At 68.4% G+C, this 24,790-nt stretch carries 29 protein-coding genes and 1 riboswitch; of the genes, 17 read left to right on the top strand and 12 right to left on the bottom strand.

Annotated elements, in window-relative coordinates; genetic code table 11:
- Entirely contained in the window at positions 1 to 1,161 is a 1,161-nt protein-coding gene (gene gcvT / locus CA234_RS12680) for a glycine cleavage system aminomethyltransferase GcvT (RefSeq protein WP_126001853.1), read from the bottom strand.
- 166 nt (positions 1,162 to 1,327) lie between these two features.
- Positions 1,328 to 1,418: riboswitch (glycine riboswitch) on the bottom strand.
- 251 nt (positions 1,419 to 1,669) lie between these two features.
- Positions 1,670 to 2,302, bottom strand: a complete 633-nt coding sequence (locus CA234_RS12675; RefSeq protein ID WP_241213487.1) for a hypothetical protein — start codon at positions 2,300 to 2,302, stop codon at positions 1,670 to 1,672.
- A gap of 128 nt (positions 2,303 to 2,430) precedes the next feature.
- Here CA234_RS12675 and ispH point away from each other — a divergent pair, with 128 nt between their 5' ends.
- From ispH to CA234_RS12650, 5 genes are all read left to right on the top strand, one after another.
- Complete coding sequence (gene ispH, locus CA234_RS12670) at positions 2,431 to 3,384, top strand: 4-hydroxy-3-methylbut-2-enyl diphosphate reductase (protein ID WP_125975652.1); 954 nt, start codon at positions 2,431 to 2,433, stop codon at positions 3,382 to 3,384.
- Positions 3,384 to 4,340: a homoserine kinase gene (thrB, locus tag CA234_RS12665; protein WP_125975650.1), complete on the top strand. Its 957-nt coding sequence runs from the start codon at positions 3,384 to 3,386 to the stop codon at positions 4,338 to 4,340. The genes ispH and thrB overlap by 1 nt, the downstream gene beginning before the upstream one ends.
- Positions 4,337 to 4,783, top strand: a complete 447-nt coding sequence (gene rnhA, locus CA234_RS12660) for a ribonuclease HI (RefSeq protein ID WP_125975648.1) — start codon at positions 4,337 to 4,339, stop codon at positions 4,781 to 4,783. Before thrB ends, rnhA begins: the two co-directional genes overlap by 4 nt.
- Positions 4,783 to 5,043: a hypothetical protein gene (locus CA234_RS12655; RefSeq protein WP_126001851.1), complete on the top strand. Its 261-nt coding sequence runs from the start codon at positions 4,783 to 4,785 to the stop codon at positions 5,041 to 5,043. Before rnhA ends, CA234_RS12655 begins: the two co-directional genes overlap by 1 nt.
- A gap of 64 nt (positions 5,044 to 5,107) precedes the next feature.
- Entirely contained in the window at positions 5,108 to 5,575 is a 468-nt protein-coding gene (locus tag CA234_RS12650; protein WP_125975644.1) for a VOC family protein, read from the top strand.
- A gap of 368 nt (positions 5,576 to 5,943) precedes the next feature.
- On the opposite strand, the gene CA234_RS12645 is transcribed toward CA234_RS12650, so the two are convergent.
- The 3 genes from CA234_RS12645 to CA234_RS12635 are packed head-to-tail and all read right to left on the bottom strand — an operon-like array spanning position 5,944 to position 8,173.
- Positions 5,944 to 6,594, bottom strand: coding sequence for a CoA transferase subunit B (locus CA234_RS12645; RefSeq protein ID WP_125975642.1), 651 nt, complete (start codon positions 6,592 to 6,594; stop codon positions 5,944 to 5,946).
- Positions 6,594 to 7,469, bottom strand: coding sequence for an HAD family acid phosphatase (locus CA234_RS12640; protein ID WP_206431188.1), 876 nt, complete (start codon positions 7,467 to 7,469; stop codon positions 6,594 to 6,596). The genes CA234_RS12645 and CA234_RS12640 overlap by 1 nt, the downstream gene beginning before the upstream one ends.
- The gene (locus CA234_RS12635) at positions 7,466 to 8,173 is read right to left on the bottom strand and encodes a CoA transferase subunit A (RefSeq protein WP_125975641.1); all 708 of its coding nucleotides are present in this window, start codon (positions 8,171 to 8,173) and stop codon (positions 7,466 to 7,468) included. The genes CA234_RS12640 and CA234_RS12635 overlap by 4 nt, the downstream gene beginning before the upstream one ends.
- Before the next feature lie 241 nt (positions 8,174 to 8,414).
- On the opposite strand from CA234_RS12635, the gene CA234_RS12630 reads away from it, so the two are divergent.
- The 3 genes from CA234_RS12630 (at position 8,415) to CA234_RS12620 (ending at position 11,058) form a co-directional block, all read left to right on the top strand.
- Positions 8,415 to 8,945, top strand: a complete 531-nt coding sequence (locus CA234_RS12630; RefSeq protein WP_126001850.1) for a porin family protein — start codon at positions 8,415 to 8,417, stop codon at positions 8,943 to 8,945.
- A gap of 155 nt (positions 8,946 to 9,100) precedes the next feature.
- Complete coding sequence (locus CA234_RS12625; protein ID WP_126001849.1) at positions 9,101 to 10,756, top strand: thiamine pyrophosphate-binding protein; 1,656 nt, start codon at positions 9,101 to 9,103, stop codon at positions 10,754 to 10,756.
- A 44-nt stretch (positions 10,757 to 10,800) separates the two neighbouring features.
- Complete coding sequence (locus tag CA234_RS12620) at positions 10,801 to 11,058, top strand: hypothetical protein (protein ID WP_125975634.1); 258 nt, start codon at positions 10,801 to 10,803, stop codon at positions 11,056 to 11,058.
- A gap of 277 nt (positions 11,059 to 11,335) precedes the next feature.
- On the opposite strand, the gene CA234_RS12615 is transcribed toward CA234_RS12620, so the two are convergent.
- The 3 genes from CA234_RS12615 to thiS form a co-directional block, all read right to left on the bottom strand.
- Positions 11,336 to 11,506, bottom strand: coding sequence for a CsbD family protein (locus CA234_RS12615; RefSeq protein ID WP_066719684.1), 171 nt, complete (start codon positions 11,504 to 11,506; stop codon positions 11,336 to 11,338).
- Positions 11,507 to 11,596: 90 nt separating this feature from the next.
- Positions 11,597 to 12,364: an alpha/beta hydrolase gene (locus tag CA234_RS12610; protein WP_126001848.1), complete on the bottom strand. Its 768-nt coding sequence runs from the start codon at positions 12,362 to 12,364 to the stop codon at positions 11,597 to 11,599.
- Positions 12,364 to 13,368 carry a sulfur carrier protein ThiS gene (gene thiS / locus CA234_RS12605; RefSeq protein WP_126001847.1) on the bottom strand — a complete coding sequence of 335 codons (1,005 nt, stop codon included), beginning with the start codon at positions 13,366 to 13,368 and terminating at the stop codon, positions 12,364 to 12,366. Before thiS ends, CA234_RS12610 begins: the two co-directional genes overlap by 1 nt.
- A gap of 79 nt (positions 13,369 to 13,447) precedes the next feature.
- Between thiS and aroQ the strand changes: the two genes are divergently transcribed.
- The 4 genes from aroQ to arsC are packed head-to-tail and all read left to right on the top strand — an operon-like array spanning position 13,448 to position 16,116.
- The gene (gene aroQ, locus CA234_RS12600; protein WP_125975628.1) at positions 13,448 to 13,882 is read left to right on the top strand and encodes a type II 3-dehydroquinate dehydratase; all 435 of its coding nucleotides are present in this window, start codon (positions 13,448 to 13,450) and stop codon (positions 13,880 to 13,882) included.
- Positions 13,883 to 13,926: 44 nt separating this feature from the next.
- Positions 13,927 to 14,409, top strand: a complete 483-nt coding sequence (gene accB, locus CA234_RS12595; protein ID WP_126001846.1) for an acetyl-CoA carboxylase biotin carboxyl carrier protein — start codon at positions 13,927 to 13,929, stop codon at positions 14,407 to 14,409.
- Positions 14,410 to 14,419: 10 nt separating this feature from the next.
- Positions 14,420 to 15,784, top strand: a complete 1,365-nt coding sequence (gene accC / locus CA234_RS12590; RefSeq protein ID WP_125975624.1) for an acetyl-CoA carboxylase biotin carboxylase subunit — start codon at positions 14,420 to 14,422, stop codon at positions 15,782 to 15,784.
- Positions 15,781 to 16,116 carry an arsenate reductase (glutaredoxin) gene (gene arsC, locus CA234_RS12585; protein ID WP_126001845.1) on the top strand — a complete coding sequence of 112 codons (336 nt, stop codon included), beginning with the start codon at positions 15,781 to 15,783 and terminating at the stop codon, positions 16,114 to 16,116. The genes accC and arsC overlap by 4 nt, the downstream gene beginning before the upstream one ends.
- 169 nt (positions 16,117 to 16,285) lie before the next feature.
- Here the strand turns inward: arsC and CA234_RS12580 are convergent, their stop codons facing one another.
- A complete protein-coding gene (locus CA234_RS12580; protein ID WP_126001844.1) occupies positions 16,286 to 17,134 on the bottom strand; it encodes an SDR family oxidoreductase in 849 nt (282 codons plus the stop codon).
- An 88-nt stretch (positions 17,135 to 17,222) separates the two neighbouring features.
- Between CA234_RS12580 and CA234_RS12575 the strand changes: the two genes are divergently transcribed.
- From CA234_RS12575 to CA234_RS12565, 3 genes are all read left to right on the top strand, one after another.
- Positions 17,223 to 17,630, top strand: coding sequence for a helix-turn-helix domain-containing protein (locus CA234_RS12575; protein ID WP_126001843.1), 408 nt, complete (start codon positions 17,223 to 17,225; stop codon positions 17,628 to 17,630).
- A gap of 228 nt (positions 17,631 to 17,858) precedes the next feature.
- On the top strand, positions 17,859 to 18,209 hold the full coding sequence (locus CA234_RS12570) for a CidA/LrgA family protein (protein ID WP_125975616.1): 351 nt from the start codon (positions 17,859 to 17,861) through the stop codon (positions 18,207 to 18,209).
- Positions 18,206 to 18,907 (top strand): LrgB family protein, encoded by a 702-nt coding sequence (locus tag CA234_RS12565; protein ID WP_126001842.1) that lies wholly within the window; start codon positions 18,206 to 18,208, stop codon positions 18,905 to 18,907. Before CA234_RS12570 ends, CA234_RS12565 begins: the two co-directional genes overlap by 4 nt.
- A gap of 3 nt (positions 18,908 to 18,910) precedes the next feature.
- On the opposite strand, the gene CA234_RS12560 is transcribed toward CA234_RS12565, so the two are convergent.
- Positions 18,911 to 19,285 carry a PAS domain-containing protein gene (locus tag CA234_RS12560; RefSeq protein ID WP_125975612.1) on the bottom strand — a complete coding sequence of 125 codons (375 nt, stop codon included), beginning with the start codon at positions 19,283 to 19,285 and terminating at the stop codon, positions 18,911 to 18,913.
- A 97-nt stretch (positions 19,286 to 19,382) separates the two neighbouring features.
- Here CA234_RS12560 and purL point away from each other — a divergent pair, with 97 nt between their 5' ends.
- Positions 19,383 to 21,617: a phosphoribosylformylglycinamidine synthase subunit PurL gene (purL, locus tag CA234_RS12555; RefSeq protein WP_125975610.1), complete on the top strand. Its 2,235-nt coding sequence runs from the start codon at positions 19,383 to 19,385 to the stop codon at positions 21,615 to 21,617.
- 279 nt (positions 21,618 to 21,896) lie between these two features.
- Complete coding sequence (locus CA234_RS12550) at positions 21,897 to 23,468, top strand: PAS domain-containing sensor histidine kinase (protein ID WP_125975608.1); 1,572 nt, start codon at positions 21,897 to 21,899, stop codon at positions 23,466 to 23,468.
- A gap of 135 nt (positions 23,469 to 23,603) precedes the next feature.
- Here the strand turns inward: CA234_RS12550 and CA234_RS12545 are convergent, their stop codons facing one another.
- Together CA234_RS12545 and CA234_RS12540 are read right to left on the bottom strand one after the other, a co-directional pair.
- Positions 23,604 to 23,963 (bottom strand): response regulator, encoded by a 360-nt coding sequence (locus CA234_RS12545; RefSeq protein ID WP_164521804.1) that lies wholly within the window; start codon positions 23,961 to 23,963, stop codon positions 23,604 to 23,606.
- 96 nt (positions 23,964 to 24,059) lie between these two features.
- Positions 24,060 to 24,704, bottom strand: a complete 645-nt coding sequence (locus CA234_RS12540) for a response regulator transcription factor (protein ID WP_125975604.1) — start codon at positions 24,702 to 24,704, stop codon at positions 24,060 to 24,062.
- Positions 24,705 to 24,790: the final 86 nt, after the last annotated feature.

Raw genomic sequence — 24,790 nt, 5'->3', positions numbered from 1 at the left:
TCACGCTCCCTTTCGGACATAGCGGTGGGGGACGAAGGGCATCGCAACGACCTCCGCGGAATGCTGCTTGCCCCGCTGGACAAGCGTAATCTTGGTACCGGCCGCTGCAAGGGCCGAGGGCACATAGGCCATCGCGATCGGCTTCTGCACCGAAGGCGCGAACCCGCCCGAGGTGACCTTGCCGACCTCGGCGCCCGAGGCATCGACCACCGCCGCGCCCTCGCGCACCGGCTGGCGGCCCTCGACGATCAGGCCGACGCGCTTCATGGCGCTGCCCTGCTCGCGCTCGGCGAGGATGCGCTCGGCACCGGCGAAACCGCCCTCTTCGCGGCGGCGCTTGGACAGCGCGAAGCCCAGATCGGCGGCGACTGGCGTGGTCTCCAGATCGAGGTCATGGCCGTAGAGCGGCAGGCCGGCCTCCAGGCGCAGCGAATCGCGCGCGCCCAGGCCGATCGGCTTCACCTCGGGCTGCGCGGTGAGCGCGTCGGCGAACGCCTCCGCCGCCTCGCCCGGCAGCGAAATCTCGTAGCCGTCCTCGCCGGTATAGCCCGAGCGGCTGACCCAGAGCGGGTTGCCGTTCCATTCGAACGCGGCGGCTGTCATGAACACCAGCGTCTCGACGCCCGGCAGCACGCGTGCGAGCGCGGTCACCGCCTCCGGCCCCTGCAGCGCCAGCAGCGCCTGATCCTCGAGATGGTTGATCGTCACTTCGTCTGGCAGGAACTCGCGGAACACGCCCAGATCGTCCCACTTGGTCGCGCCGTTGACGACCATGTAGATCGTGCCGCCCTCGATCTCGAAGGCATTGTCGGCGGGCAGCCGGGTCATCATCAGGTCGTCGTGAATGCCGCCTTCTTCGCTGAGCAGCAGCGAATAGCGCATCCGGCCCTCGCCCAGGCCCTTCACGTCGCCCGGCAGCAGCTTTTCGAGGCCGGCGTCGAAGTCGACGCCCGAGAAGAGCAGCTGGCCCATATGGCTGACGTCGAACAGCCCGGCATGTTCGCGCGTCCAGAGATGCTCGGCCATGATGCCTTCATACTGGACCGGCATGGCATAGCCCGCGAACGGCACCATCCGGCCGCCGCGCGCGCGGTGCCAGGCGTCGAGCGGCAGCGTCTCGATCGGCAGGTCGGTGGCGGTATCTTCGGCGGCTTCGCTCATGGGGCACTCCGGGCATCAGGGTTTCAACGGCGCGCGTGGAGCCGAAGCCCTTCGCAACACCATCGCCCCCTCTGTCACGGAACCTGAGAGCTTTCGCACGGGTGGTACCCGGCTTACCCCTTCGGTGGAGCCCGGCCTCGGCGGCCGTCTCGCTTTCCAGAGTGTCGTGGCCTGCGCGGTCCTCGGTGCCTGAGAGATTCCGGGGCGGTTGCTCCTTCGGCGATCCGGCGAACCGGATTCTCTCCCGCGCATGCCCATGCCGGTTGCCCGGCATCGACGTCCGCGAGCCTTGGCGGGACGGCTGGCGCGAGTCAATCGGGATAGTGGTGATTTTAGATCCTCCCCGGAACGGGGAGGGGGACCATGCGCAGCATGGTGGAGGGGCCGCCGCGCCAGCGGCGGTAGTTCTGCGTTGGCAGCGCAACCGCGCCTGTCGGCGCGCCCCTCCACCACGCGGCTTGCGCCGCGCGGTCCCCCTCCCCGTTCCGGGGAGGATCTTAACGTAGGATCACCGCGTCGCGTTGTACTTGAGCTGCTCGTCGGTCAGCTGGAAGCCCACCAGCGCCTCGAACGTCGCCGAGAGCACCGCGCGACGCACCGACGGATCGCTCAGCGGATCGGTCGCCGCCGATTCCTCGCCTGCCTTGCGCTTGGCGGTCAGGCGGCGACGGACCTCGTCGGGGAGCGTCGCGGCGGCGTGCGAGACGCTGCTCGTCGCCGTCCCCACGGCGCTGGCGCGGAGCTGGCCCGCCTCGAAATGGAGCGTAACGTTGGCGACACGCTTCGCCTCGACATTGGTCCCGCCGCGCACCACGGTGAGGAAATAGGGCAGCACCACGTCGCGTGCCGGACCGGCATCGCGGCGGCGGGCCAGGACGTCGAACTTGACGTCGGTCACCACCTGCGCGCCGGCATCGTTGCAGGTCGACTGGATGTTGGTGATCGTCGCCACCACGTCGATCGCGCTCGCCTCGCGGCTGGTCGCCGGATCGAACAGCGTCACGTCGCCGGTGCCGGCCGGAATCGCCACCGTCGGGCAGGCGGTGCGCACCGCGCTGATGCCGCCTTCGGTGATTTCGCCGGTGCGGGCGCAACCGCTGGCGGCGAGCAGGATCAGGGCGGGAACGGTGAACTTAGGCACAGACAAGGGAGGGCAACCTTTCGAACCGAACAGCCGCCCCCCATCTGCGACGAGACGGGGACCGGAACGGCGCGCACCATAGGAACCGCCTTCCGCCCGCGCAAGCAATCGCGTAGAGGCTCCACCCGATGGCAAACACCGAAAAGCGTCCCCTGGAGCTGCTGATCGCAGCGCCCCGCGGCTTCTGCGCCGGCGTCGACCGCGCGATCCGCATCGTCGAACTCGCGATCGAGAAATATGGCGCGCCGGTCTATGTCCGGCACGAGATCGTCCACAACAAGTTCGTCGTCGAGAATCTGCGCGCCAAGGGCGCCGTGTTCGTCGAGACGCTGGACCATGTGCCGGACGGCGTGCCGGTGGTGTTCTCCGCCCACGGCGTGCCCAAGGCGGTGCCGCACAAGGCCGAGCAACGCGGGCTTTCCTATCTCGACGCGACCTGCCCGCTGGTCTCCAAGGTCCATCGCCAGGCCGAGCGCCACGTCGCCGCCGGGCGCCACATCCTGTTCGTCGGGCATCAGGGCCACCCCGAGGTGATCGGCACCTTCGGCCAGGTCCCCGAAGGCGCGATGACGCTGGTCGAGACCGAGGCCGATGCCGAATCGGTGGTGGTGCCCGATCCCGAGAATCTCGCCTTTCTCACCCAGACCACGCTGTCGGTGGACGATACCGCCGCGGTGCTCGGCATCCTCAAGCGCCGCTTCCCGACGATGCTGGCGCCGGGCGCGGACGACATCTGCTATGCCACCTCGAACCGGCAGGGGGCGGTGAAGGCGATCGCCGAGCAGGCCGAGCTGGTGCTGGTGATCGGCGCGCCCAATTCGTCCAACTCGCTGCGGCTGGTCGAGGTCGCCAAGCGTGGCGGCGCCCGTGCGGTGCTGATCCAGCGCGCCGCCGAGATCGACTTCGCCTGGTTCGACGGCGTGACCCGCGTCGGTATCAGCGCCGGCGCCTCGGCCCCGGAAGTCTTGGTCCGCGAAGTCGTCGAGCAGCTCGGCACCCGGTTCGCGGTGACCGAGCGCGAGGTGGAGACGGTGGAAGAGAACGTCGTGTTCAAGCTGCCGCGCGGGCTCGAGGCTGCGTAATGGCCGTCTACACGCAGGTTTCGGCCGAGGCGCTGTCGGCGTTCCTCGAGCGCTTCGACGTCGGCGAGCTGGTCTCGGCCAAGGGCATCGCCGAGGGGGTGGAGAACAGCAACTACCTCGTCGACACGAGCAAGAGCCGCTTCATCCTGACGCTGTACGAGAAGCGCGTCGACCAGGGTGACCTGCCCTATTTCATGGCACTGCTCGATCACTGCGCCGATCGCGGGCTGCCGGTGCCCCCGGCGGTGCCCGATCGCGACGGCACGCTGATCCACACGCTGGAAGGACGCCCGGCGTGCCTGATCCAGTTCCTGTCGGGGGTCTCGGTCTCGCACCCGACGCCTGCACAGGCGCGCGCGGCGGCCGAGGCGATGGGCCGGATGCACAAGGCGGTCGCCGACTTTCCGCAGGATCGCCCCAATTCGATGGGGGTGGATACCTGGCGCCCGCTGTTCGAACGCTGCGGCACCAGCCTCAACGACATCGCCCCGGGGCTGTACGAGGAACTCGGCCGGGCGCTCGACCGCGTCACCGCGCTGTGGCCGCGCGAAGGCTTCGACACCTGCGCGATCCATGCCGACCTGTTCCCGGACAATGTCCTGATGCTCGGCAACCGGGTGACGGGTTTGATCGACTTCTACTTCGCCTGCACCGACCTCCGGCTCTACGACCTCGCGGTGATGCACACCGCCTGGGCGTTCGACGCGACGGGCGAGCGGTTCGATCCGTACGTGTCCGAGGCGCTGCTGGAGGGCTATGAGACCAGCTACAAGCTCACCGAAAAGGAACGCGCGATCCTGCCGCTGCTGGCGACCGGTGCCTGCATCCGTTTCACCCTGTCGCGCGCCTGGGACTGGCTCAACACCCCCGCCGACGCGCTGGTGACGCGCAAGGACCCGATGGCCTTCTGGCGACGGTCGCACGTCTATGCCTCCGTACTGTCGGCGATCGCATGACTGCCGAACTCCAGCATGTCGAGATCGCGACCGACGGCGCGTGCAAGGGCAATCCCGGCCCGGGCGGCTGGGGCGCGCTGCTGCGCATGGGCGACATCGAGAAGGAACTGTCCGGCGGCGAGGCGCACACCACCAACAACCGCATGGAGCTGATGGCGGCGATCGAGGGGCTGAAGGCGCTCAAGCGCCCCTGCCGGGTGACGCTCTCCACCGACAGCCGCTATGTGATGGACGGCCTGACCAAGTGGATCCATGGCTGGATGAAGAATGGCTGGCGCACGGCCGACAAGAAGCCGGTCAAGAACGCCGATCTCTGGCAGGAACTCCTCGCCGCCGCCAAGCCCCACCGGGTCGAGTGGAAATGGGTCAAGGGCCATGCCGGGCATCCGGACAATGAGCGGGCGGACAAGCTGGCGAGCGACGCGGCGGTCGCGGCGCGGTGATGCCGCGCTTCGTCGACAGCATGGCATCGCGCGAGGGGCGTTTCGCGCTCGGCACCGACATGGTGAGCGGACAACCCTATCTGAGCATTCCTGTCAGCAATCGCCTGGCAGACTATGAAGAATATTACCGGCTGACGGATTCAGAGCGGGTCGTGTTTGAGAGCGATATGGTCCTTGCAGCGGCCTTCGCTGCGAAGTGCCGTCGCCGAGAGATAGACGACCGCTTGATCCTCCCGCCGGGAGCGGATCGAGGAAACTGATCAATCGGTTGGCGACACTTCAGTCTCCGCCCGACACGTTCCGACCAAAACCGAGGGGGTGCCCATGCTCGCTTACACGGTCCTGCTGATCCTTGCTGCGCCTCTCCAGGCAGTGGCCGCCCCGCCCCAAGCCGCAGCGCCCGCCCCGGCGCAGGCCGAGCATGTCGCGATCCAGGCGTCGGACATCGATCGCAGCGCCGCCTTCTACCACGAGGCGTTCGGGCTGCGGCTCATCCCGACGCCGCTCAAGAACCGCCGCTGGCTCGATCTCGGCCATGGCATGGCGCTGCACATTCTCGACGGCCGCACCGCGCCCAAGCCGTCGAACCGAGACGAGCATCTCGCCCTCCATGTCGACGATCTCGCGACGGTGATGGCGTGGCTCGACGCGCACCATCTCGCCTGGACCAACTTCACCGGCGCGCCGCGCAAGATGCAGCTCCGCTTCGATGGGGTGCGCCAGATCTATGTGCAGGATCCTGACGGGTACTGGCTGGAGGTGGGGGATAGCCGGGGCACGCCGGCAGGGTGACGGGCGCGCTCACAATCATCATCACGTCGGCAGCACTCTGCAGCTTGGAAGGTTGCAAGGCAGAAGCACCGGAGATTTGCAGAAGCTCGCCACCTGAAGCTGCAGAGCATTACCAGCAATGGGCAAACGAACGGGCTAAGGCAGGCTGTAAAGACGGGCACGTATCAGACGCAACGGACGCCCTGCCCGAATACCGCCACGGCTTGTTGTGAAGCTCCGTAGCCAGCTCCCAAATCCTCCCCCGCCAGGTGGAGGTGGCGCCAAAGGCGGCGGAGGGGGAGGATGCACGACGGCGGCCGTTCTGGCATCTTCCCCCTCCGACCCGCTGGCGCGCCCCCCCCCTGGCGGGGGAGGATAAAATCAGTACCTTACGCCGTTGCGAGCGCCACCTCATACTGCGCCGTGGTCTTCGCCGCGACTTCCTCCGCAGTCACCCCCGGCGCCAGCTCCACCAGCCGGAACGGCGAGCCATGGTCCACGCGCGAAAACACCGCGAGGTCCGTGATGATCATGTCCACCACATTCCTGCCCGTCAGCGGCAGGGTGCAGTCGGGGATGAACTTCGGGCTGCCGTCCTTGGCGGTATGCTCCATCACCACGATGATCTTCTTCACGCCCGCGACCAGGTCCATCGCGCCGCCCATGCCCTTGATCATCTTGCCCGGGATCATCCAGTTGGCGATGTCGCCGCCCTGGCTCACTTCCATCGCGCCGAGCACGGTGAGGTCGATATGCCCGCCGCGGATCATCGCGAAGCTGTCCGCCGAGCTGAAATAGACCGAGCTGGGTAGTTCGCTGATCGTCTGCTTGCCGGCGTTGATCAGGTCCGGATCCTCGTCGCCCTCATAGGGGAACGGGCCGATGCCGAGCATGCCGTTCTCGGACTGGAGCGTCACCTCCACCCCGGCCGGGATATGGTTCGCCACCAGCGTCGGGATGCCGATGCCGAGATTGACGTAGAAGCCGTCCTGCAGCTCCTTCGCGGCGCGCGCCGCCATGTCGTCGCGGGTCCAGGCCATCAGTGCTTCTCCTGCGGATCCGTCCAGCGCGTCGCCGGCGGGAAGGTTTGGTCATAGGTGGAACCGAGCCCGGTTCCGTAGACGGGGTTGGGCAGCACGAACCAGCCGTGGCCCCAGAGCGCGGCGATCGCCGGGCTGGCGGCGGCCGCGCGTCGCTCGGGCGGGGTGAGGCCGGCGAACAGGTCGGTGAAGTCGCCGAGCTGGTCGCCGCCCATCGCCACCACGCACCAACGCTGGGCGATCGCGTTGCGGCGGGCATCCTTGCCCGACTTGCCGTCGACATCGCCCTTGAGGAAGAGCGTCTCGCCATGCTTGGCAGGGCCGAGGCCCGCGAAGACCAGCGCGGCTTCGGTCTCCTCGGCATTGGCGGCGGCGCGGTTGGTGTTGAAGACCACCGTCACGCCCATCGCCCGGAGCGCGCGCACTGCGTCGACCGCGCCGGGGACGGCGGCGACCTTCATCGCACCGGTTTTTTCCCACCGGTCCCAGCGGGCGGAATCCCAGCCGCCCGAACGCTGCGCATCGTCACCCTCGTACCCGAGGTTGAGCAGCAGCGTCTCGTCAACATCGAACACGGCGGCGGGCGGCTTGTCGCCGCAAGGCTGGAAGCGCGGGCCCGCGAGCGTCGCGCCGGGCTCCAGCACGACCGACAGCCCACCGCGCCTGGCCATGCGCGCGCGGGTCTGATCGACCAGCGCGTTATAGGCCTGCACGCTCAGCGCCGCCGCCTCGCCCGAGCCGTAGAGATATTGCATGCCGCCCGGCACGCCGCCGGATGCGGCAGCCGGTGCCTGCGGCGCCTGCACCACATGGGTATCGACGACGCAGCCCGACAATGCCAGCCCGGCTGCCAGCAGCAGCCCGCCCCGGATCACGCCGCCTCGCGCGGACGGACGGTGCGGAACTCGATCTTCTTGTCGTAGGGCGCGCCGACGACCAGCCGCTTCACATAGATGCCCGGCAGGTGGATCTGGTCGGGATCGAGGCTGCCGACCGGCACCACTTCCTCCACCTCGGCAATGCACAGGTGGCTGGCGGTGGCCATCGGCTGGTTGAAGTTGCGCGCGGTCTTGCGGAAGATCAGGTTGCCCGCCTCGTCGGCCTTCCAGCCCTTGATGATCGAGATGTCGGCGCGGATGCCGCGCTCGAGGATATATTCCTCGCCGTCGAAGACCTTCACTTCCTTGCCCTCGGCCACCTTCGTGCCGACACCGGTCTTGGTGTAGAAGCCGGGGATGCCCGCGCCGCCGGCCCGGCAGCGCTCGGCGAGCGTGCCCTGCGGGCAGAATTCCACCTCCAGCTCGCCGGAGAGATACTGCCGCTCGAACTCCTTGTTCTCGCCAACGTACGACGAGATCATCTTCTTCACCTGGCGGCTGCGCAGCAGCTTGCCCAGGCCCTCATTGTCGATGCCGGCATTGTTCGAGGCGATGGTGAGGTCCTTGACGCCCGAAGCCTGGATCGCGTCGATCAGCCGCTCGGGAATGCCGCACAGGCCGAAACCGCCCGCGCAGATCATCATCCCGTCGAACAGCAGCCCTTCCAGCGCTGCGCTCGCGTTGGGGTAGAGCTTGTCCATCGACGATTCCCTCCGAATGTTCGCCCCGGCGATAATCCTCCCGGGGCGGCGGGGTCAAGCGAACCTGAACCAGCTTTCAACTTTGCCCCACCTTCCCTTACGGCAGAGCCGACTGTTGCATGTTCGCCACACATACCAATGTAATCCATCTGTCATATTGCGCCTGCGAACCGAGCGCCTATTTGGGGCGTCTGGATGGCCATCCGGTTATAACAAGTAACAAGTCCAAAGGTATCTGATCATGCGTATTTTCGCAGCGACGGCGCTCGCCCTCATGGCATCCGCAACCCCCGTCCTGGCGCAGGACGCGACCTTCCAGGGTCCGCGCATCGAAGCCGTCGGCGGCTGGGACAACATCAAGTCGGATGGCATCAGCGCGTCGGGCTTCGTCTATGGCGGCGCAGCCGGCTACGACCTGCAGCGCGGCAACCTGGTTGTCGGCGTTGACGGTGAAATCACCGGCACCACCACCAAGAAGACCTTCGACCTCGGCACCATCAAGGGCGGCCGCGATCTCTATGCCGGCGTTCGCATCGGCTATGTCGTGGCACCGGCGACCCTGCTGTACGGCAAGGTCGGCTATGACAACAGCCGCGTGATCGCCCGCTCGGGCCAGCTCCGCGACGCCGAGAACCTCGACGGCGTGCGCATCGGCGCGGGCGTCGAGCGCAGCTTCGGCCACTATTACGGCAAGGTCGAATATCGCTACACCAACGCCTCGCAGGACGTGATCCGTCACCAGGTGCTGGCAGGCATCGGCTACCGCTTCTGAGCGACGCAATGGCGGTGAGGCGCACCCCCGCGCCTCGCTGATCCGAAAAGCCCCGCATCGGCGACGATGCGGGGCTTTTTCGTGGCCACCTCCCCCGCTTGCGGGAGAGGAAGCAGGAGGATTGGCCCTCGCGCCATTTCCCCCTAGCATGCGGCATGACCACGAAACGCACCGGGGGCAGGATCCTCGTCGACAATCTGGTGGCGCAGGGCTGCGACCGGATCTTCCACGTACCGGGCGAGAGCTTCCTCGCCGTGCTCGACGCGCTGCATGACGAGCCGAGCATCGACCTCGTCACCTGCCGCCAGGAAGGCGGCGCCGCGTTCATGGCCTGTGCCGACGGCGCGATGACCGGGCGGCCGGGCGTGTGCTTCGTAACGCGCGGGCCGGGTGCGACCAACGCCAGCATCGGCGTGCATGTCGCGATGCAGGATTCGCAGCCGATGCTGCTGTTCATCGGCGATGTCGACCGCGGCATGCGCGACCGCGAGGGCTTTCAGGAAGTCGACCTGCCGGCGATGTTCGCGCCGCTCGCCAAATGGGCGACGCGGATCGAGGATGCGCGGCGCATCCCCGAATATGTCGCCCGCGCCTGGAACGTCGCGACCTCGGGCCGGCCCGGGCCGGTGGTGATCGCGCTGCCCGAGGACATGCTGCTCGATGTGGTGGAGGCGGTGGACCGCCCCGCCATCGCCGAGCCGATCCAGGCCGCCGACGCCTTCGATCTCGACCAGCTCTACGACCTGCTCCGCGACGCCGAGCGCCCGATCGCGATCGTCGGCGGGGGCGGCTGGGATTCGGATACCGCGGAGGACTTTGCCCGCTTCGCCGAATCGATCGATTTGCCGGTCGCCTGCGCCTTCCGGCGGCAGGACGCGATCGACAATGCGTCGCCCGTCTGGGCGGGCAATCTCGGCTACGGGCCGAATCCGAAGCTGGTCCAGCGGATCAGGGCGGCGGACCTGCTGCTGGTGGTCGGCGCGCGGCTCGGCGAGGCGACCACCGACGGCTACAGCCTGATCACCCCCGAGCATCCGGGCCAGACGCTGGTCCACGTCCATCCGGACCCGAGCGAATTCCACCGCGTCTACCGCGTCGACCTGCCGATCTGCGCGCGGCCGTTCGAGTTCGCGGTCGCGGCCTCGGCCACGGCGGAAGCGGCCAACCTGCCCCGCTTCGACGGCGCCGCCGCGCATGCCGAGTGGCTCGAATGGTCGACGCCCAAGCCGCGCGCGGGCGTGGCGCTCGATCTCGGGCCCTGCGTCGCGGCGATGCGCGCGCAACTGCCGGCGGACACGATTATCTGCAACGGCGCGGGCAATTTCTCGGGCTGGTGGCATCGCTACTGGCCCTATGCCGCGCAGCCGAGCCAGCTCGCCCCAACGGCGGGCGCGATGGGCTATGGCGTCCCCGCAGCCGTCGCCGCAGCGCTGCGCTTCCCCGATCGGCGAGTCGTGGCGGTAGCGGGCGACGGCGACTTCCTGATGAACGGGCAGGAGCTCGCCACCGCGGTCCAGCACGACGTCGATCTGCTGGTGATCCTGGTCGACAACGGCGCCTATGGCACGATCCGCATGCACCAGGAGCGCGCGTTCCCGGAGCGAATTTCGGGCACCAGCCTGCGCAACCCCGATTTCGCCGCGCTCGCCCGCGCGTTCGGCGGCTGGGCGACCACCGTGGAGACCACCGAGGCGTTCGCGCCCGCGCTCGCGCTCGCACTGGCGCAGCCGGGGATCAAGCTGTTGCATTGCAAGACGAATGTCGACGTGATCAGCCCGGCGACGACACTTGCGAAGCTGCGAAATCGCTGAACGGCTAGGAACCCGTTAACCGACCCGATCCTAGAATCGCCCGCATGGGACAGCAGACGAAAGAGCGGTGGAAGACGGCGCATCTCGGCAAGCGGGGGGATCGCGTGCGGTTGGGCGGTCGGCAGATCTGGCAGTGCGAGTGGCGCTGGATCAACAAGGACACCGTCCGCCTGCCCCACCCGCTCTACACCGATCGGATGTTCTCGTTCATGATCTGCGAGGTCGGCCCGGCCTCGGCGCCGGTGCGCTTCGCCGCGGCGCAGGTCGAGCCGGACATGTGGGCGTTCTACGTGCCGGATTGAGCGACGGTCCGCATGCCGAAGTAGATGGAAGAGCATGCCGGCTGCCATCAAGGCGTCATCCCGGCGAAAGCCGGGATCCATTGGGGTCGCCGTCTAGGCTCTTGCTGCGACCGAGAGGCGAATGGATCCCGGCTTTCGCCGGGATGACGCGCGATGGGACAGCGAGACCTACCAATGAATCTTGGTTGGCGCGCTTCCTCGCAGCAGCAGAAGCCCAAAATGAAAACGGGCCGCCCCTTCCAGGGCGGCCCGCTTCGTGTCCGGTCTGCTCCGCGCCTCAGATGTCGTCGCCGAGCGCGCCCTTCACCTTGCCGCCGAGCTGCTGGGCCTTGCCCTTCAGCTCCTGCGCCGCGCCTTCGTCGCGCGTTTCCGGGTTGCCGCTCTGCTGCTTCACCTTGCCGGCCAGCTCGTTGAGATTGCCTTTGATCTTGTCGGTCAGCTCGCCCATGATCGATACTCCTGGCTAAGGTCGGGTGCCACACGACACGGCACCTGCGACTTGCCTGAAATAACGAAGGTTGGGCCGGACCGTTCCCGATCAGCTGCGCGTGACTTCGCCCAGAAACGCCATGGTCGCGCGCCATGCTTCCTGCGCGCCGTCCGGATTCTTGGTCCGCAGCAGCGTCGACGACCCGTGCACCCCGCCCAGCTTGGGCACGAACTGCGTCTTCTGGGTCGAGGGCGATGCGGCGAGGATTTCCCGCGCGGCGTCCTCTTCCTTCCCGTCCTGCGCCGACGTGACGAAGATCGGGACCGAGACCTTCTTGGCCGCGCGCGCGACGGCGCCCTTCTCGTCGAGATATTCGCCCGGCGAGAAGGCAAGCAGAGCCCTGACCTGCCCGGGATGCTCGGCGGCGAGCGGGAAGATCAGCGCGGCCGAATAGCTGCTGCCCCACAGGAGGATCGGCAGCTTCTGCTGCTCCCCCCACGCAAACGCCGCATCGAGGTCCTGCTTCGCATCCGCATAGCCCGCCGAATGGCCGAGCATCTTCACCGTCTCGTTGGTCCCGAACAGCGTGCCGCCGGCGCGCTGGTCGATCCTGAGCGACGAATAGCCCGCCTGCGCCAGCTGGGGCGCGAGCAGCGCATATTCGTCCTTGCCCGATTCGGCTTGGTGGAACAGCAGCAGCAGCGCCTTGGGCTTGGCCGCCTTGGTATAGATGCCCGCGATCTTGATCCCGTCGGCGGCGCGCAGCGTCACCGGCTCGGCCGAGATCGGTCCCTGATTCTCGATCGGGTCGCTCTGCGGCCGCGGATGGCAGCCCGCGACTCCGATCAATGCCAGTGCCGCCAGCGCCCCGCGCATCAGATCAGGCCTGCCAGCGGGCTCGACGGATCGGCATAGCGGCGCTTCGCCATGCGGCCGGCGCGGTAGGAGAGCCGCCCCGCCTCCACCGCCGCCTTCATCGCCGCCGCCATCAGGATGGGATCCTTGGCCTCGGCGATCGCGGTGTTCATCAGCACGCCGTCGCAGCCCAGCTCCATCGCCACCGCCGCGTCCGAGGCCGAGCCGACGCCCGCATCGACCAGGACCGGCACCTTGGCGCCTTCTACGATCAGCCGGATCGTCACCTGGTTCTGGATGCCGAGCCCCGACCCGATCGGCGCGCCAAGCGGCATGATCGCCACCGCGCCCGCATCCTCCAGCCGCTTGGCGGCGATGGGATCGTCGACGCAGTAGACCATCGGCTTGAAGCCTTCCTTGGCCAGCACCTCGGTCGCGCGCAGCGTCTCGACCATGTCCGGATAGAGCGTCCGCGCCTCGCCCAGGACTTCGAGCTTCACCAGCTCCCAGCCGCCCGCCTCGCGCGCCAGCCGCAGCGTGCGGATCGCCGAGTCGGCATCGAAACAGCCGGCGGTGTTGGGCAAATAGGTGATCTTCTTCGGGTCGATATAGTCGGTGAGCATCGGCGCCTTGGGATCGCTGACGTTCACCCGGCGCACCGCCACGGTGACGATCTCGGCGCCCGAGGCGGCCACGGCCGCCGCATTCTGCTCGAAATCCTTGTACTTGCCGGTGCCGACGATCAGGCGCGAGCGGAAGGTCTTGCCCGCCACCGTCCAGCTGTCGTCCGCAAGCGGCGCACCATGGTCGCCGCCGCCCACGAAGTGCACGATTTCCAGCTCGTCGCCATCCTCGACGATGACCTCGCCCAGCGTCGAGCGCGGCACCACTTCGAGATTGCGTTCCACCGCCACCTTCTCGGGCACCAGCCCCAGCTCGCTCGCGAGCTGCGCGAGGGTGAGCCCGGCGGTGATGCGCTTGTGTTCGCCGTTGACGCGGATGGAAACGGTGCCGTCGCTATGCATGAAGAGCCTTGGATTTGATCGGGGACGCCGGCTCATATAGGGAGGACCGCATCCTGCCCGCAACCGAAAGGCGCCTGCTTTGGCCGATACGATCTTCGTCTTGAACGGTCCCAACCTCAACCTGCTGGGCCTGCGCGAGCCGGAAATCTATGGGTCGGACACGCTGGACGACATTGCCGGCATGCTGGAGGACCGCGCCCGCGAGCTCGGGCTCGAGGTCGAGGTGCGCCAATCCAACCATGAGGGCCATCTGATCGACTGGCTGCACGAAGCGCAGGCCGATGGCGCGCGCGCCGTCCTACTAAATCCGGGAGGGTACACGCACACCTCGGTCGCGCTACACGATGCGATCAAGAGCATCAAAACGCCGGTGATCGAGGTGCATCTCTCCAATCCGCACGCCCGCGAATCCTTCCGCCATGTGAGCTTCGTCGGCCGTGCCGCGAAGGGCACGGTGGCCGGGTTCGGGGCACAATCCTATATTCTCGCGCTTGAAGCCGCCGCGCGTCTCTGACAGAGGGCGCCGTTTCATTTGTAGAATTCATAAAGAAGGGTCGTATGGCCGAAGAAACCAAGTCGGGTGCAATGATGGTCGACATCGAGCTGGTGCGCCAGCTCGCCGCCGTGCTCGATGACACCCAGCTGACCGAGATCGAAGTCGAGGATGGCGAACGCCGCGTCCGCGTCGCCCGCAAGGTGACCGCGGCCCCCGCGGCGGTGCAGTATGCCGCGCCCGCCGCGCCGATGCTCGCCGCAGCGCCGGCTGCAACCGCGCCGGCCGAAATCGTCGCCGCGCCCCAGCCGGCCGCCAATGCGGTCAAGTCGCCGATGGTCGGCACCGCCTATCTCAAGCCGAATCCCGAGGCGAAGCCCTTCGTCACGGTCGGCCAGCAGGTCGCCGCGGGCGACACGCTGCTGATCATCGAGGCGATGAAGGTGATGAACCCGATTCACGCGCCGACCGCCGGCACCGTGAAAGCGATCCTGGTCGAGAACGGCCAGCCGGTCGAGTTCGACCAGCCGCTCGTCGTGGTCGAGTAACGGAACGGCCATGCCCGAGATCAAGAAGCTGCTGATCGCCAATCGCGGCGAGATCGCGCTGCGCATCCACCGCGCCTGCCACGAAATGGGCATCAAGACGGTGGCGGTGCACTCCACCGCCGATGCCGATGCGATGCATGTGCGCCTGGCGGACGAGGCGATCTGCATCGGCCCGCCGGCCGCGGCGGAGAGCTATCTCAACATCCCGAACATCATCTCGGCGGCCGAGATCTCGGGCGCGGATGCGATCCACCCGGGCTATGGCTTCCTCTCGGAGAACGCCCAGTTCGCCGAGATCGTCGAGGCGCACGGGCTGATCTTCGTCGGTCCCAAGCCCGAGCATATCCGCACCATGGGCGACAAGATCGAGGCGAAGCGCACCGCCGGCGCGCTCGGCCTGCCGCTGGTGCCGGGCTCGGACGGCCCGATCAGCGACCTGGAAGAGGCCAAGGCGATCGCCGCCAAGGCCGGCTATCCGGTGATCATCAAGGCCGCCTCGGGCGGCGGTGGCCGCGGCATGAAGGTGTGCACCAGCGAGGACCAGCTCGAGACGCTGATGCAGCAGGCGGGCTCGGAAGCGAAGGCCGCGTTCGGCGACGCCACGGTCTATCTCGAAAAGTATCTCGGCAACCCGCGCCACATCGAGTTCCAGGTGTTCGGCGACGGCAACGGCAACGCGATCCACCTGGGCGAGCGCGACTGCTCGCTCCAGCGCCGCCACCAGAAGGTGCTCGAAGAGGCGCTGTCGCCGGTGATCACGCCCGAAGAGCGCGCGCACATGGGCGGCATCGTCGCCAAGGCGATGTCCGACATGGGCTATCGCGGCGCCGGCACGATCGAGTTCCTGTGGGAAAATGGCGAGTTCTACTTCATCGAGATGAACACCCGCCTCCAGGTCGAGCATCCGGTGACCGAGATGATCACCGGCATGGACCTGGTCCGCGAGCAGATCCGAGTCGCCGAAGGCCACGGCCTGTCGGTGCGCCAGGAGGACATCGAGTTCCGCGGGCATGCGATCGAATGCCGCATCAACGCCGAGGATCCGCGGACCTTCGCGCCCTCGCCGGGCACGATCACCCATTTCCACGCGCCGGGCGGCATGCACGTCCGCGTCGATAGCGGCATCTATTCGGGCTACCGGATCCCGCCGTACTACGACTCGATGATCGCCAAGCTGATCGTCTATGGCCGCACCCGCGAGGGCTGCATCCTGCGACTGAAGCGCGCATTGGAAGAGTTCGTGGTCGACGGCATCAAGACGACGATCCCGCTTCACCAGGCGCTGCTCGACGATCCCGAGTTCCTGAAGGGCGACTATACGATCAAGTGGCTCGAGGAGTGGCTGGCCCGCCAGGACGAGGCAGCCGCGGCGTGAAGGCCACCCTCTACCACAATTCGCGCTGCTCCAAGTCGCGCGAGGCGCTGGCGATCCTCACGGACGCCGGCGTCGAGGTGGAGGTGATCGAATATCTGAAGGCTCCCCCGACGCGCGAGACGCTGGCGGAGCTGTACAAGCGCGCCGGCATGACCGCGCGCGAAGGCCTGCGCATCGCCGAGGACGCCGCCAAGCCGCTCAAGGGCGCGGACGACGACACCATCCTCGACGCGATGGCGGCCAACCCGATCCTGATCGAGCGTCCGCTGGTGGTCACCGAGCGCGGCGTGCGGCTGGGTCGCCCGCCGGAAAAGGTGCGGGAAATCCTGTAAAAAGTTCCTCCCCGGCACGGGGAGGGGGACCGCCGCCGAAGGCGGTGGCGGAGGGGCCGCCGCGCACGCGGCGGTATCCCCCGCGGTGAGGTCTCCGCGCCTTTCGGCGCGGCCCCCCCACCATTCGCTGGCGCGAATGGTCCCCCTCCCCGTGCCGGGGAGGAATTTATCACCCCCGCACCCCCGCCGCGATGGTCTCGCGCCACGGCGTGGTCGGCCGGCCGATCAGCCCCGACAGCGTCTTCGACTCGTCGAACAACGCCCCATCGGCCACCCGCGCATCGCTGTCAGCAAGGATCGCAGCGAACGGACCCGGCAGCCCCGCGCCTTCCAGCGCCTTGGCATAGTCGGCCTCCGGCACGTCCTGATACGCCACCGGCTTGCCCGACGCCTCGGCGAGCGCCGCCGCCAGCTCGGCATGGGTGAAGCCGCTGTCACCGGCCAGCTCGAAAATGCCCGCCTGCCCCCGCGCCAGCACCACCGCCGCCGCCTCGGCATAGTCCGCGCGCCCCGCGCCCGAGACCAGCCCCTCGCCCGCGCTGCCGATCAGCACGCCATGCGCGATCGCGGGACCGGCGCTCATCAGGTAGTTCTCGGTATACCAGCCGTTGCGCAGCAGCGCGGCGGGCACGCCGCTGGCCGCCAGCAGCTCCTCGGTCGCCTTGTGCTCGACCGCCATCTGCATCGGCGAGGTCTGGGCGCGGAGCAGGCTGGTATAGGCGATCAGCTGCACGCCCGCCGTCTTCGCCGCGTCGATCACCGCCTTGTGCTGCGGCACGCGGCTGCCGATCGCATTGCCCGAGATCAGCAGCAGCCGAGTCACGCCCGCCAGCCCCGGGGCCAGCGTTTCGGCCGCATCATAGTCGAACGCACGCACGGTCACGCCCTTGGCGGCAAGGTCGGCGACGCGCTCGGGCGTGCGCGCGAGCGCGACGATCTCGCTCGGCGCGACCTTGCCGAGCAGCGATTCGATGACAAGGCGGCCCAGCTGGCCCGAGGCTCCGGTAACGGCGTACATGGCATTTCCTTCCGATCGTGGATTGACCAGCGCGATCTAGCGCCCCACTTACGAATCGTAAGTACGCACACAAAGGTAAGTATCAAAAATGTCGGACGACGCGCCCCGCACCCCCTCGCGCACCCTCGCCGCGATGATGGACCGCGGCGACGTGTTCGTCCCCGATTGCCCGTCGCGCGCGGTGCTCAAGCGGATCACCAGCAGCTGGGGTTTGCTCGTGCTGGTCGCGCTGCAGGGCGGCACCCGCCGCTTCAGCGAACTGCGCCGCCGGGTGAACGGGGTGAGCGAACGGATGCTCGCCCAGACGCTCCAGCAGCTGGAGGCGCACCAGCTCGTTACCCGCCGCAGCCTGCCGGTGGTGCCGCCGCACGTCGAATACAGCCTCACCCCGTTGGGCGAGCAGGCGGCGGCGAAGGTCGAGGATCTGGTCGAGTGGATCCAGGCGAACATCGCCGCGCTGATGCCGGTGGAGGCGCAGGCGGAGGCGGCGGAGTAGCCTCCAACACTACCGTCATCCCGGCGAAAGCCGGGATCCATTGGGGTCTCCGTTCCGGCGCTTGCTGAAACCGAGAGGCGACTGGATACCGGCTTTCGCCGGGATGACGCGCGTGGAAGCGCAAGGGTATGCAACAGGCCCTTGGTGTCAGGCACGTGCGCCCACAGCAACCAGCCCTCCTTTCCCCGCAGTATACCGCGCCGCGCCGACATGGCATGGCATCCCGCCATGATCGCCGCCATCGCCACCCTGCTCCTCTGCCAGCTGCTCGGCGAGGGGATCCACCTGCTCTCGGGCCTGCCGCTGCCGGGCGCCGTCATCGGCATGTTCCTGCTGCTCGGCTGGCTGCTGCTCCGCCCGGGCGAGCGGCCCACCCTGGTCCAGGTCTCCGCTTGGCTCACCGCGCATCTCTCGGTGATGTTCGTCCCCGCCGCGGTCGGGCTGATCGAGGAGGGGCCGGTGCTGGCCAAAAATGGTGTGGCGATCGTCGTCGCCACGCTCGCCTCGACGCTGCTGACGATGGCGGTCACCGCGCTGGTCTTCCGCTGGGCGCTCGCGCGCACGGAGCCGACGGCGTGACCGCGGCGTGGCACACGCTCCAGGGCACGCCGCTGCTCTGGCTCGCGGTGACGCTGCTCGTGTTCGAGGGCGCCGACCGCCTGTCGAAGCGCAGCAACCGCCACCCGCTCTGCCACCCGGTGCTGCTGGCGACGCCGGTGCTGATCGCCATCCTGCTCGCGACCCGTACCCCCTACCCGGTCTATGCGCAGAACACCGCGATGCTGGGCTTCCTGCTCGGCCCGGCGACGGTCGGCCTCGCGGTACCGCTGTGGCGCAACCGCGCGCTGGTCCGCCGCGCCGCCGGCCCGCTGCTGCTCGCGTTGTTCGCCGGATCGCTGACCGCGATCGTAAGCGTCACCGGCATCGTCTGGGCCTTCGGGGGCAGCGCCCAGATCCTCGCGACCGTCGCGCCCCGCTCGGTGACGACCCCGGTGGCGATGGCGCTGGCGCAGCAATTGGGGGGCATCCCGGCGCTGGCGGCGGTGGTGGTGCTGATCGCCGGGGTGTTCGGCGCGATGATCGCGACGCCGCTGCTCAACGCCCTGCGGATTCAGGATTACCGCGTGCGCGGGTTCGCCGCGGGCGTCGCCGCGCACGGCTTCGGCACCGCCCGCGCCTTCCAGGTGGACGAGCTCGGCGGCACCTTCGCCGGCATCGGCATGGCGCTCAATGCCGCGATGACCGCACTGCTGCTGACGCTCTGGGCCGTGCTGTAGCCGCTACTCGTCCGTCACGTCCTGCTTGGTGCCGTAGAGCCGTACCGGGCGGCCGTTTTCGCATTCGACGTCGGCGGTCAGGCGCATCTTGCGCAGCGCGCCGTCGCGGCGGCGGATCGCCACGTCGATGGTGAAGCTGGCCCCTTCCGCCACCGCCCGGTCGCGGACCTCACGCAGCAGCGCCTGGGACTCCGGCGTGTACATCCCCACCACCTCGTCGCGGGTCAGCGGCTGGCCGTGCGGGATGCCGAACAGGTCATAGACCCCCGGCGACCAGCGCAGCGCGTTCGTCGCGAGATCGCATTCCCAGGCGGCCGGCAGCGGGATCAGCGGATCGCCGACGCGCAGTCCCGTGCCGAGGAGAGGCTGGATGAGCATGCCAAACGTTAGCATGGCCAGGTTAACGCCTCGTTGTCCACCGCCTCCGCAACTCCCGGGGTGACGCGCGCGCAACACCCCGCTAAGGGGTCCGGCCATGACCCAGATCACGCCCGAGATCGTGGCCGAGCACGGCCTTTCGCCCGAAGAATATGACCGCGTCCTCAAGGCGCTCGGCCGCGCGCCGAACCTGACCGAGCTCGGCATCTTCTCGGTGATGTGGTCCGAGCATTGCAGCTACAAGTCCAGCCGCATCCACCTGAAGAAGCTGCCGACCACCGGCCCGCAGGTCATCTGCGGCCCCGGCGAGAATGCCGGCGTCGTCGACATCGGCGACGGCCAGGCGGCGATCTTCAAGATGGAGAGCCACAACCACCCGTCCTATATCGAGCCCTATCAGGGTGCGGCGACCGGGGTGGGCGGCATCCTGCGCGACGTGTTCACCATGGGCGCGCGCCCGATCGCCAACATGAACGCGCTGCGCTTCGGCCGGCCCGATCATCCCAAGATGAAGCATCTGATCGCCGGCGTCGTCCACGGCATCGGCGGCTATGGCAATTGCGTCGGCGTGCCGACCGTGGGCGGCGAGGTGAACTTCCACCCGGCCTATGACGGCAACATCCTGGTCAACGCGATGACCGTGGGCATCGCCGATACCGACAAGATCTTCTATTCGGCAGCCTCGGGCGTCGGCAATCCGATCGTCTATGTCGGCTCCAAGACCGGCCGCGACGGCATCCACGGCGCGACGATGGCCTCGGCCGATTTCGGCGAGGATTCGGAAGAGAAGCGCCCCACCGTCCAAGTCGGCGATCCCTTCACCGAGAAGCTGCTGATCGAGGCCTGCCTCGAGCTGATGGCCTCGGACGCGATCGTCGCGATCCAGGACATGGGCGCCGCCGGCCTCACCTCCTCCAGCGTCGAGATGGCGTCCAAGGGCGGCGTCGGCATCGAATTGATCATGGACGACGTGCCCCAGCGCGAAACCGGCATGACGCCCTATGAGATGATGCTCTCCGAAAGCCAGGAGCGCATGCTGATGGTGCTCAAGCCCGGTCGCGAGGATTTCGCCGAGGCGATCTTCCGCAAGTGGGAGCTGGACTTCGCCGTGATCGGCCATGTCACCGACACCGGCCGCATGGTGCTCAAGTGGAAGGGCGACGTGGTGTGCGACATCCCGCTCGCCCCGCTGGCCGACGAGGCGCCGCTCTACGATCGCCCGCACGTCCCCACGCCCAAGCAGCCCGAGCTGCAGAACGTGCCCGAATGCACCGATCCCGCTGCCGATCTCGTCAAGCTGATGGGTTCGCCGGACATCGCCAGCCGCCGCTGGATCTGGGAGCAATATGACCACATGGTCGGCGGCGACACCGTGCAGCGCCCGGGCGGCGACGCCGCGGTCGTCCGCGTCCACGGCACCGACAAGGGTCTGGCGATCACCACCGACTGCACCCCGCGCTATTGCTTCGCGGATCCGGTCGAGGGCGGCAAGCAGGCGATTGCGGAGGCCTGGCGCAACCTGTCGGCAGTGGGTGCGACCCCGCTGGCGGTGACCAACTGCCTCAACTTCGCCAACCCGCAGCGCCCCGAGATCATGGGCCAGATCGTCGGCTGCCTCGAAGGCATGAGCGACGCCTGCCGCGCGCTCGACTTCCCGATCGTCTCGGGCAATGTCAGCCTCTACAACGAGAGCAAGGCCACCGGCGGCGGCTCGGCGATCCTGCCGACCCCCGCGATCGGCGCGATCGGCCTGCTCAAGGACTGGCAGAAGAACTGCACCATCGCCTTCAAGGGCACCGGCGACGTGATCATCGCGGTCGGCGAGCGCGGCGGCCATCTCGGCCAGTCGATCTGGCTGCGCGAGATCTGCGGCCGCGAGGAAGGCCCGCCCCCGCCCGTCGACCTGATGATGGAGCGCCGCACCGGCGCGTTCATCCGCTCGGCGATCTGCGGCGGCGCGGTCACCGCCTGCCACGACGTGGCGGACGGCGGCCTGGCGGTCGCGGTGGCCGAAATGGCGCTGGCGTCGAACATCGGCGCGATCCTCGACCAGCCCCAGCCCTTCGGCGTGGCGGGCAGCTGGTTCGGCGAGGACCAGGGCCTGTACGTGGTGACCGTCAAGGACGAGGCGCTGGCCGATTTCCTGGTCGCCGCCGACAAGGCCGGCCTCGCCGCCGACCCGATCGGCCGCACCATCGCCAACCGCATCATCTTCGAGATGGAGGAAGGCGATTTCTGCGTGAGCCTCGACGACCTGCGCAAGGCGCATGAGGGCTTCTTCCCGGCGCTGATGGGCACGGCCGAAGCGGTCAGCGAAGCGAACGCGATCTGATTGCCAGGCTGGGGGTTCGCCGGGTCGGGATGAATCCGGCGTCCTCCCCACCACCCGTCATCCCGGCGAAAGCCGGGATCCATTGGGGTCGCCCTTGCGGCTCTTGCTGCTAACGAGAGGCGACTGGATCCCGGCTTTCGCCGGGATAACGGCGTGCGCGCACGTCGCCCACGCCTTGCACGAACCACACGCAATCGCACCGCCGCCCCCCCAAATGGGGGGTACCCCACCGCTCGCCTTGGGCTGGTGACAGCGCGGTCGCCGCGGCATTCTTCACCGATGTCGGATTTTGGGGATCGGGCCACGAGCGGCGGCAGCGTCGTCTTGCCGGGCGGGACGCGGCTGGACGCCGCGCTGGACGGGGTCCGGCTGCGCGCGCTCGCCGCCGCGCTGCTCGCGCTCGGCATCTTCTGGATCGACAGCTTCACCAGCTTCCACAGCGCGATCGCCACGCTCTACGCGGTGGTCCTGCTGCTCGCCGGCGCGCGGCTCGATCGGCGCCAGCTGGTCGGCTGGAGCCTCGCCTGCGCCGCGCTCACCATCGCGAGCTTCGTCATCGTCCACCGCAACGCGCCGTCGACCGAAGCCGCGCTGCGCCTGCTGGTGAGCCTCGCCGCCAATGCCGTCACCACCGCGCTGCTGCTCCACCGCATCGTGCTCGACCAGCGCGTCGCGCGCGAGGAGCGCCGCTATGCGACGATGACCGACACACTGGCGATCGCGATCTGGGAACATGATTTCAGCTGCGTCGATGCCGCCATCCAGGGCCTGCGCGCGTGCGGGGTCACCGATCTGCGCGCCTATCTGCGCGCGCATCCCGAGTTCGTCGCCCATATCCGCCGCCAGGTGCGCATCACCGACGTCAACCAGACCGCGCTCGACATGATGGGCGTGGCCAGCAAGGCCGCCTTCTTCCGCAAGCTGGGCGACTTCCTGCCCGAGACCGATGCCAGCTTCGCCGAGTGCATCCTCGCGATCGACGAGCGCCGCCCGATGTTCCAGGCCGAGACCCAGGTGATCGCCGCCGACGGATCGCCGATCGACATCATCGTCGCCTTCAGCCTCGCCCCCGGCACCTGCCTGGCGCAGGTGCCCGGCAGCATCCTCGACATCCGCCAGCGCAAGCGGCTGGAGACCACGATCGAGCGCACGCGCATCGAGCTGGAGCGCGTCCAGCGCACCGCCGCGATCGGCGCGATGTCCGCCTCGATCGCGCACGAGATCAACCAGCCGATCTCCGCGGTGCAGAGCTATGCCGATTCCGCCGCGCGCTGGCTCGCCCGGCCGGAGCCGAACCTCGACGAGGTGCGTCTGTCGCTCGCCGGGCTCAACCAGGCGGTGGCGAACATCCATGCGGTGGTCCAGCGGGTCCGCTCGCTGGTCGGCGGATCGCAGTGCGACATGCAGCCGCTGGGACTGGGCAGCCTGGTTGCGGACACGCTCGCCATCGCCGCGCGCGACCTGGACGCGCACGGCGCGCGGATCCATGTCGCGCCGCTGGGCGAACCGACGGTGGTCGGCGACCGAATCCTGCTCAAGCATTTGCTGCTCAACCTGATCACCAACGCGCTGCAGGCGATGGAAGGCGCGGGCATGGCCGAAAAGCGCCTCGACCTGTCGCTCCACGCCAGGGACGACCATGTCCTGCTGCTGCTGCGCGACCACGGCCCGGGCCTGGCCCCGGAGATCGCCGAGCCGTTCGAGACCTTCGTCACCACCAAGCCCGGCGGCATGGGGCTGGGCCTGTCGATCTGCCGCTCGATCGTCGAGCTGCACGACGGCCGCATCGCACTGAGCAACCACCCCGATGGCGGTGCGCTGGCGGCGATCGAGCTGCCGCTGGCGGCCTAGGTTCAGCGCTCCCCAGAGATCGTCATCCCGGCGGAAGCCGGGATCCAGACGCCACACGTTACCAGCTGGAGCCGGGACGGCGCCCCCAATGGATTCCGGCTTTCGCCGGAATGACGATGCATAGATGCGGCACCGTCAGCCCATCGCCCGCGCCAGCGCGCCGGACAGCAGGTCCGGATCGACCGGCTTGTCGAGCAGCGCCACCAGGTCCAGCGCCGCGGCGCGGGCGCGCAGGTCGGGCGTGGGATAGGCGGTCATCAGGATCACCGGCACCGTCGATCCGCGTTCGCGCAGCTGCTGGCGCAGCTCCAGTCCGGATCGACCGGGCATCTGCAGGTCGGTGAGCACACAGTCCGCGGCATCGTCGCCCGCCTCGAGAAAGGCGTCGGCCGATGGGTAGATCGCGGTGCGATAGCCGAAGGAGCGAATCAGGCTCGCCGCCGCATCGCGGACCAGCGCATCGTCATCCACCACAGCAACCAGGCTTTCCGACACGCGCACCGCTCCATCGTCGCCGGGGCATCCGGGACTGGCTCCCAAGCTAGGGCGCGCCGGCGCGTCTGTAAGCTATACGCTTGGTTATTCGGCGAACTACGCAACCCCGTCGAGGGGCGCGAGCGACTCCGCGGCCCGCACCAGATCGGGAACGGTGCGCAGCCCCATCTTGCGCATCAGGCTGGCGCGGTGGAGCTTCACGGTGATCTCGGCGATCCCCAGCTCGCCCGCGATCTGCTTGTTGAGCAGGCCCCGCACCACGCCTTCCATGACCTGCCGCTCGCGCGCGGTGAGCGTGGCGAAGCGCTGGCGCATGCCTGCGCTCTCCTGCGCCGCGCTGCGTCGCTCGGCGGCGCGGGCGAGCCCGGCATTGACCGCATCGAGCATGTCCTGGTCGCGGAACGGCTTGGTGAGGAAGTCCACCGCCCCGCCCTTCATCGCCTTCACCGACATGGGGATGTCGCCATGCCCCGTGAGGAAGATCACCGGCAGGTCCACCCCGCGCTCGGCCAGCCGATCGCGGCACTCGAAGCCCCCCATGTGCGGCATCCGGACGTCGACGACGAGGCAGCACGGCGTCTCGGGCAGCGGCGCATCGAGAAATTCCTGCGCCGAGCCATAGTTGCGCACCGCGAAATCGACCGAGCGAAACAGCGAATCCAGCGATCCGCGCACCAGCGGATCGTCATCGACGACCAGCACGACGGGCTGCGCTTCGGACGCGGGAGCGAGGCGGGTCATGGGTTGCGATCCTTTCGCAACGGAGGTGCCGCAAGGGGCACACGCGGGCAATCCCGAAGGGGGTGTCGACTCGCCCCCCGAATGGG

Source organism: Sphingomonas sp. ABOLE, assembly GCF_003950455.1.
In the GTDB taxonomy this organism is placed as follows: domain Bacteria; phylum Pseudomonadota; class Alphaproteobacteria; order Sphingomonadales; family Sphingomonadaceae; genus Sphingomonas; species Sphingomonas trueperi.
The sequence above is the reverse complement of the archived record's forward strand: the minus strand, read 5'-3'. Positions and strand labels throughout refer to the sequence as shown.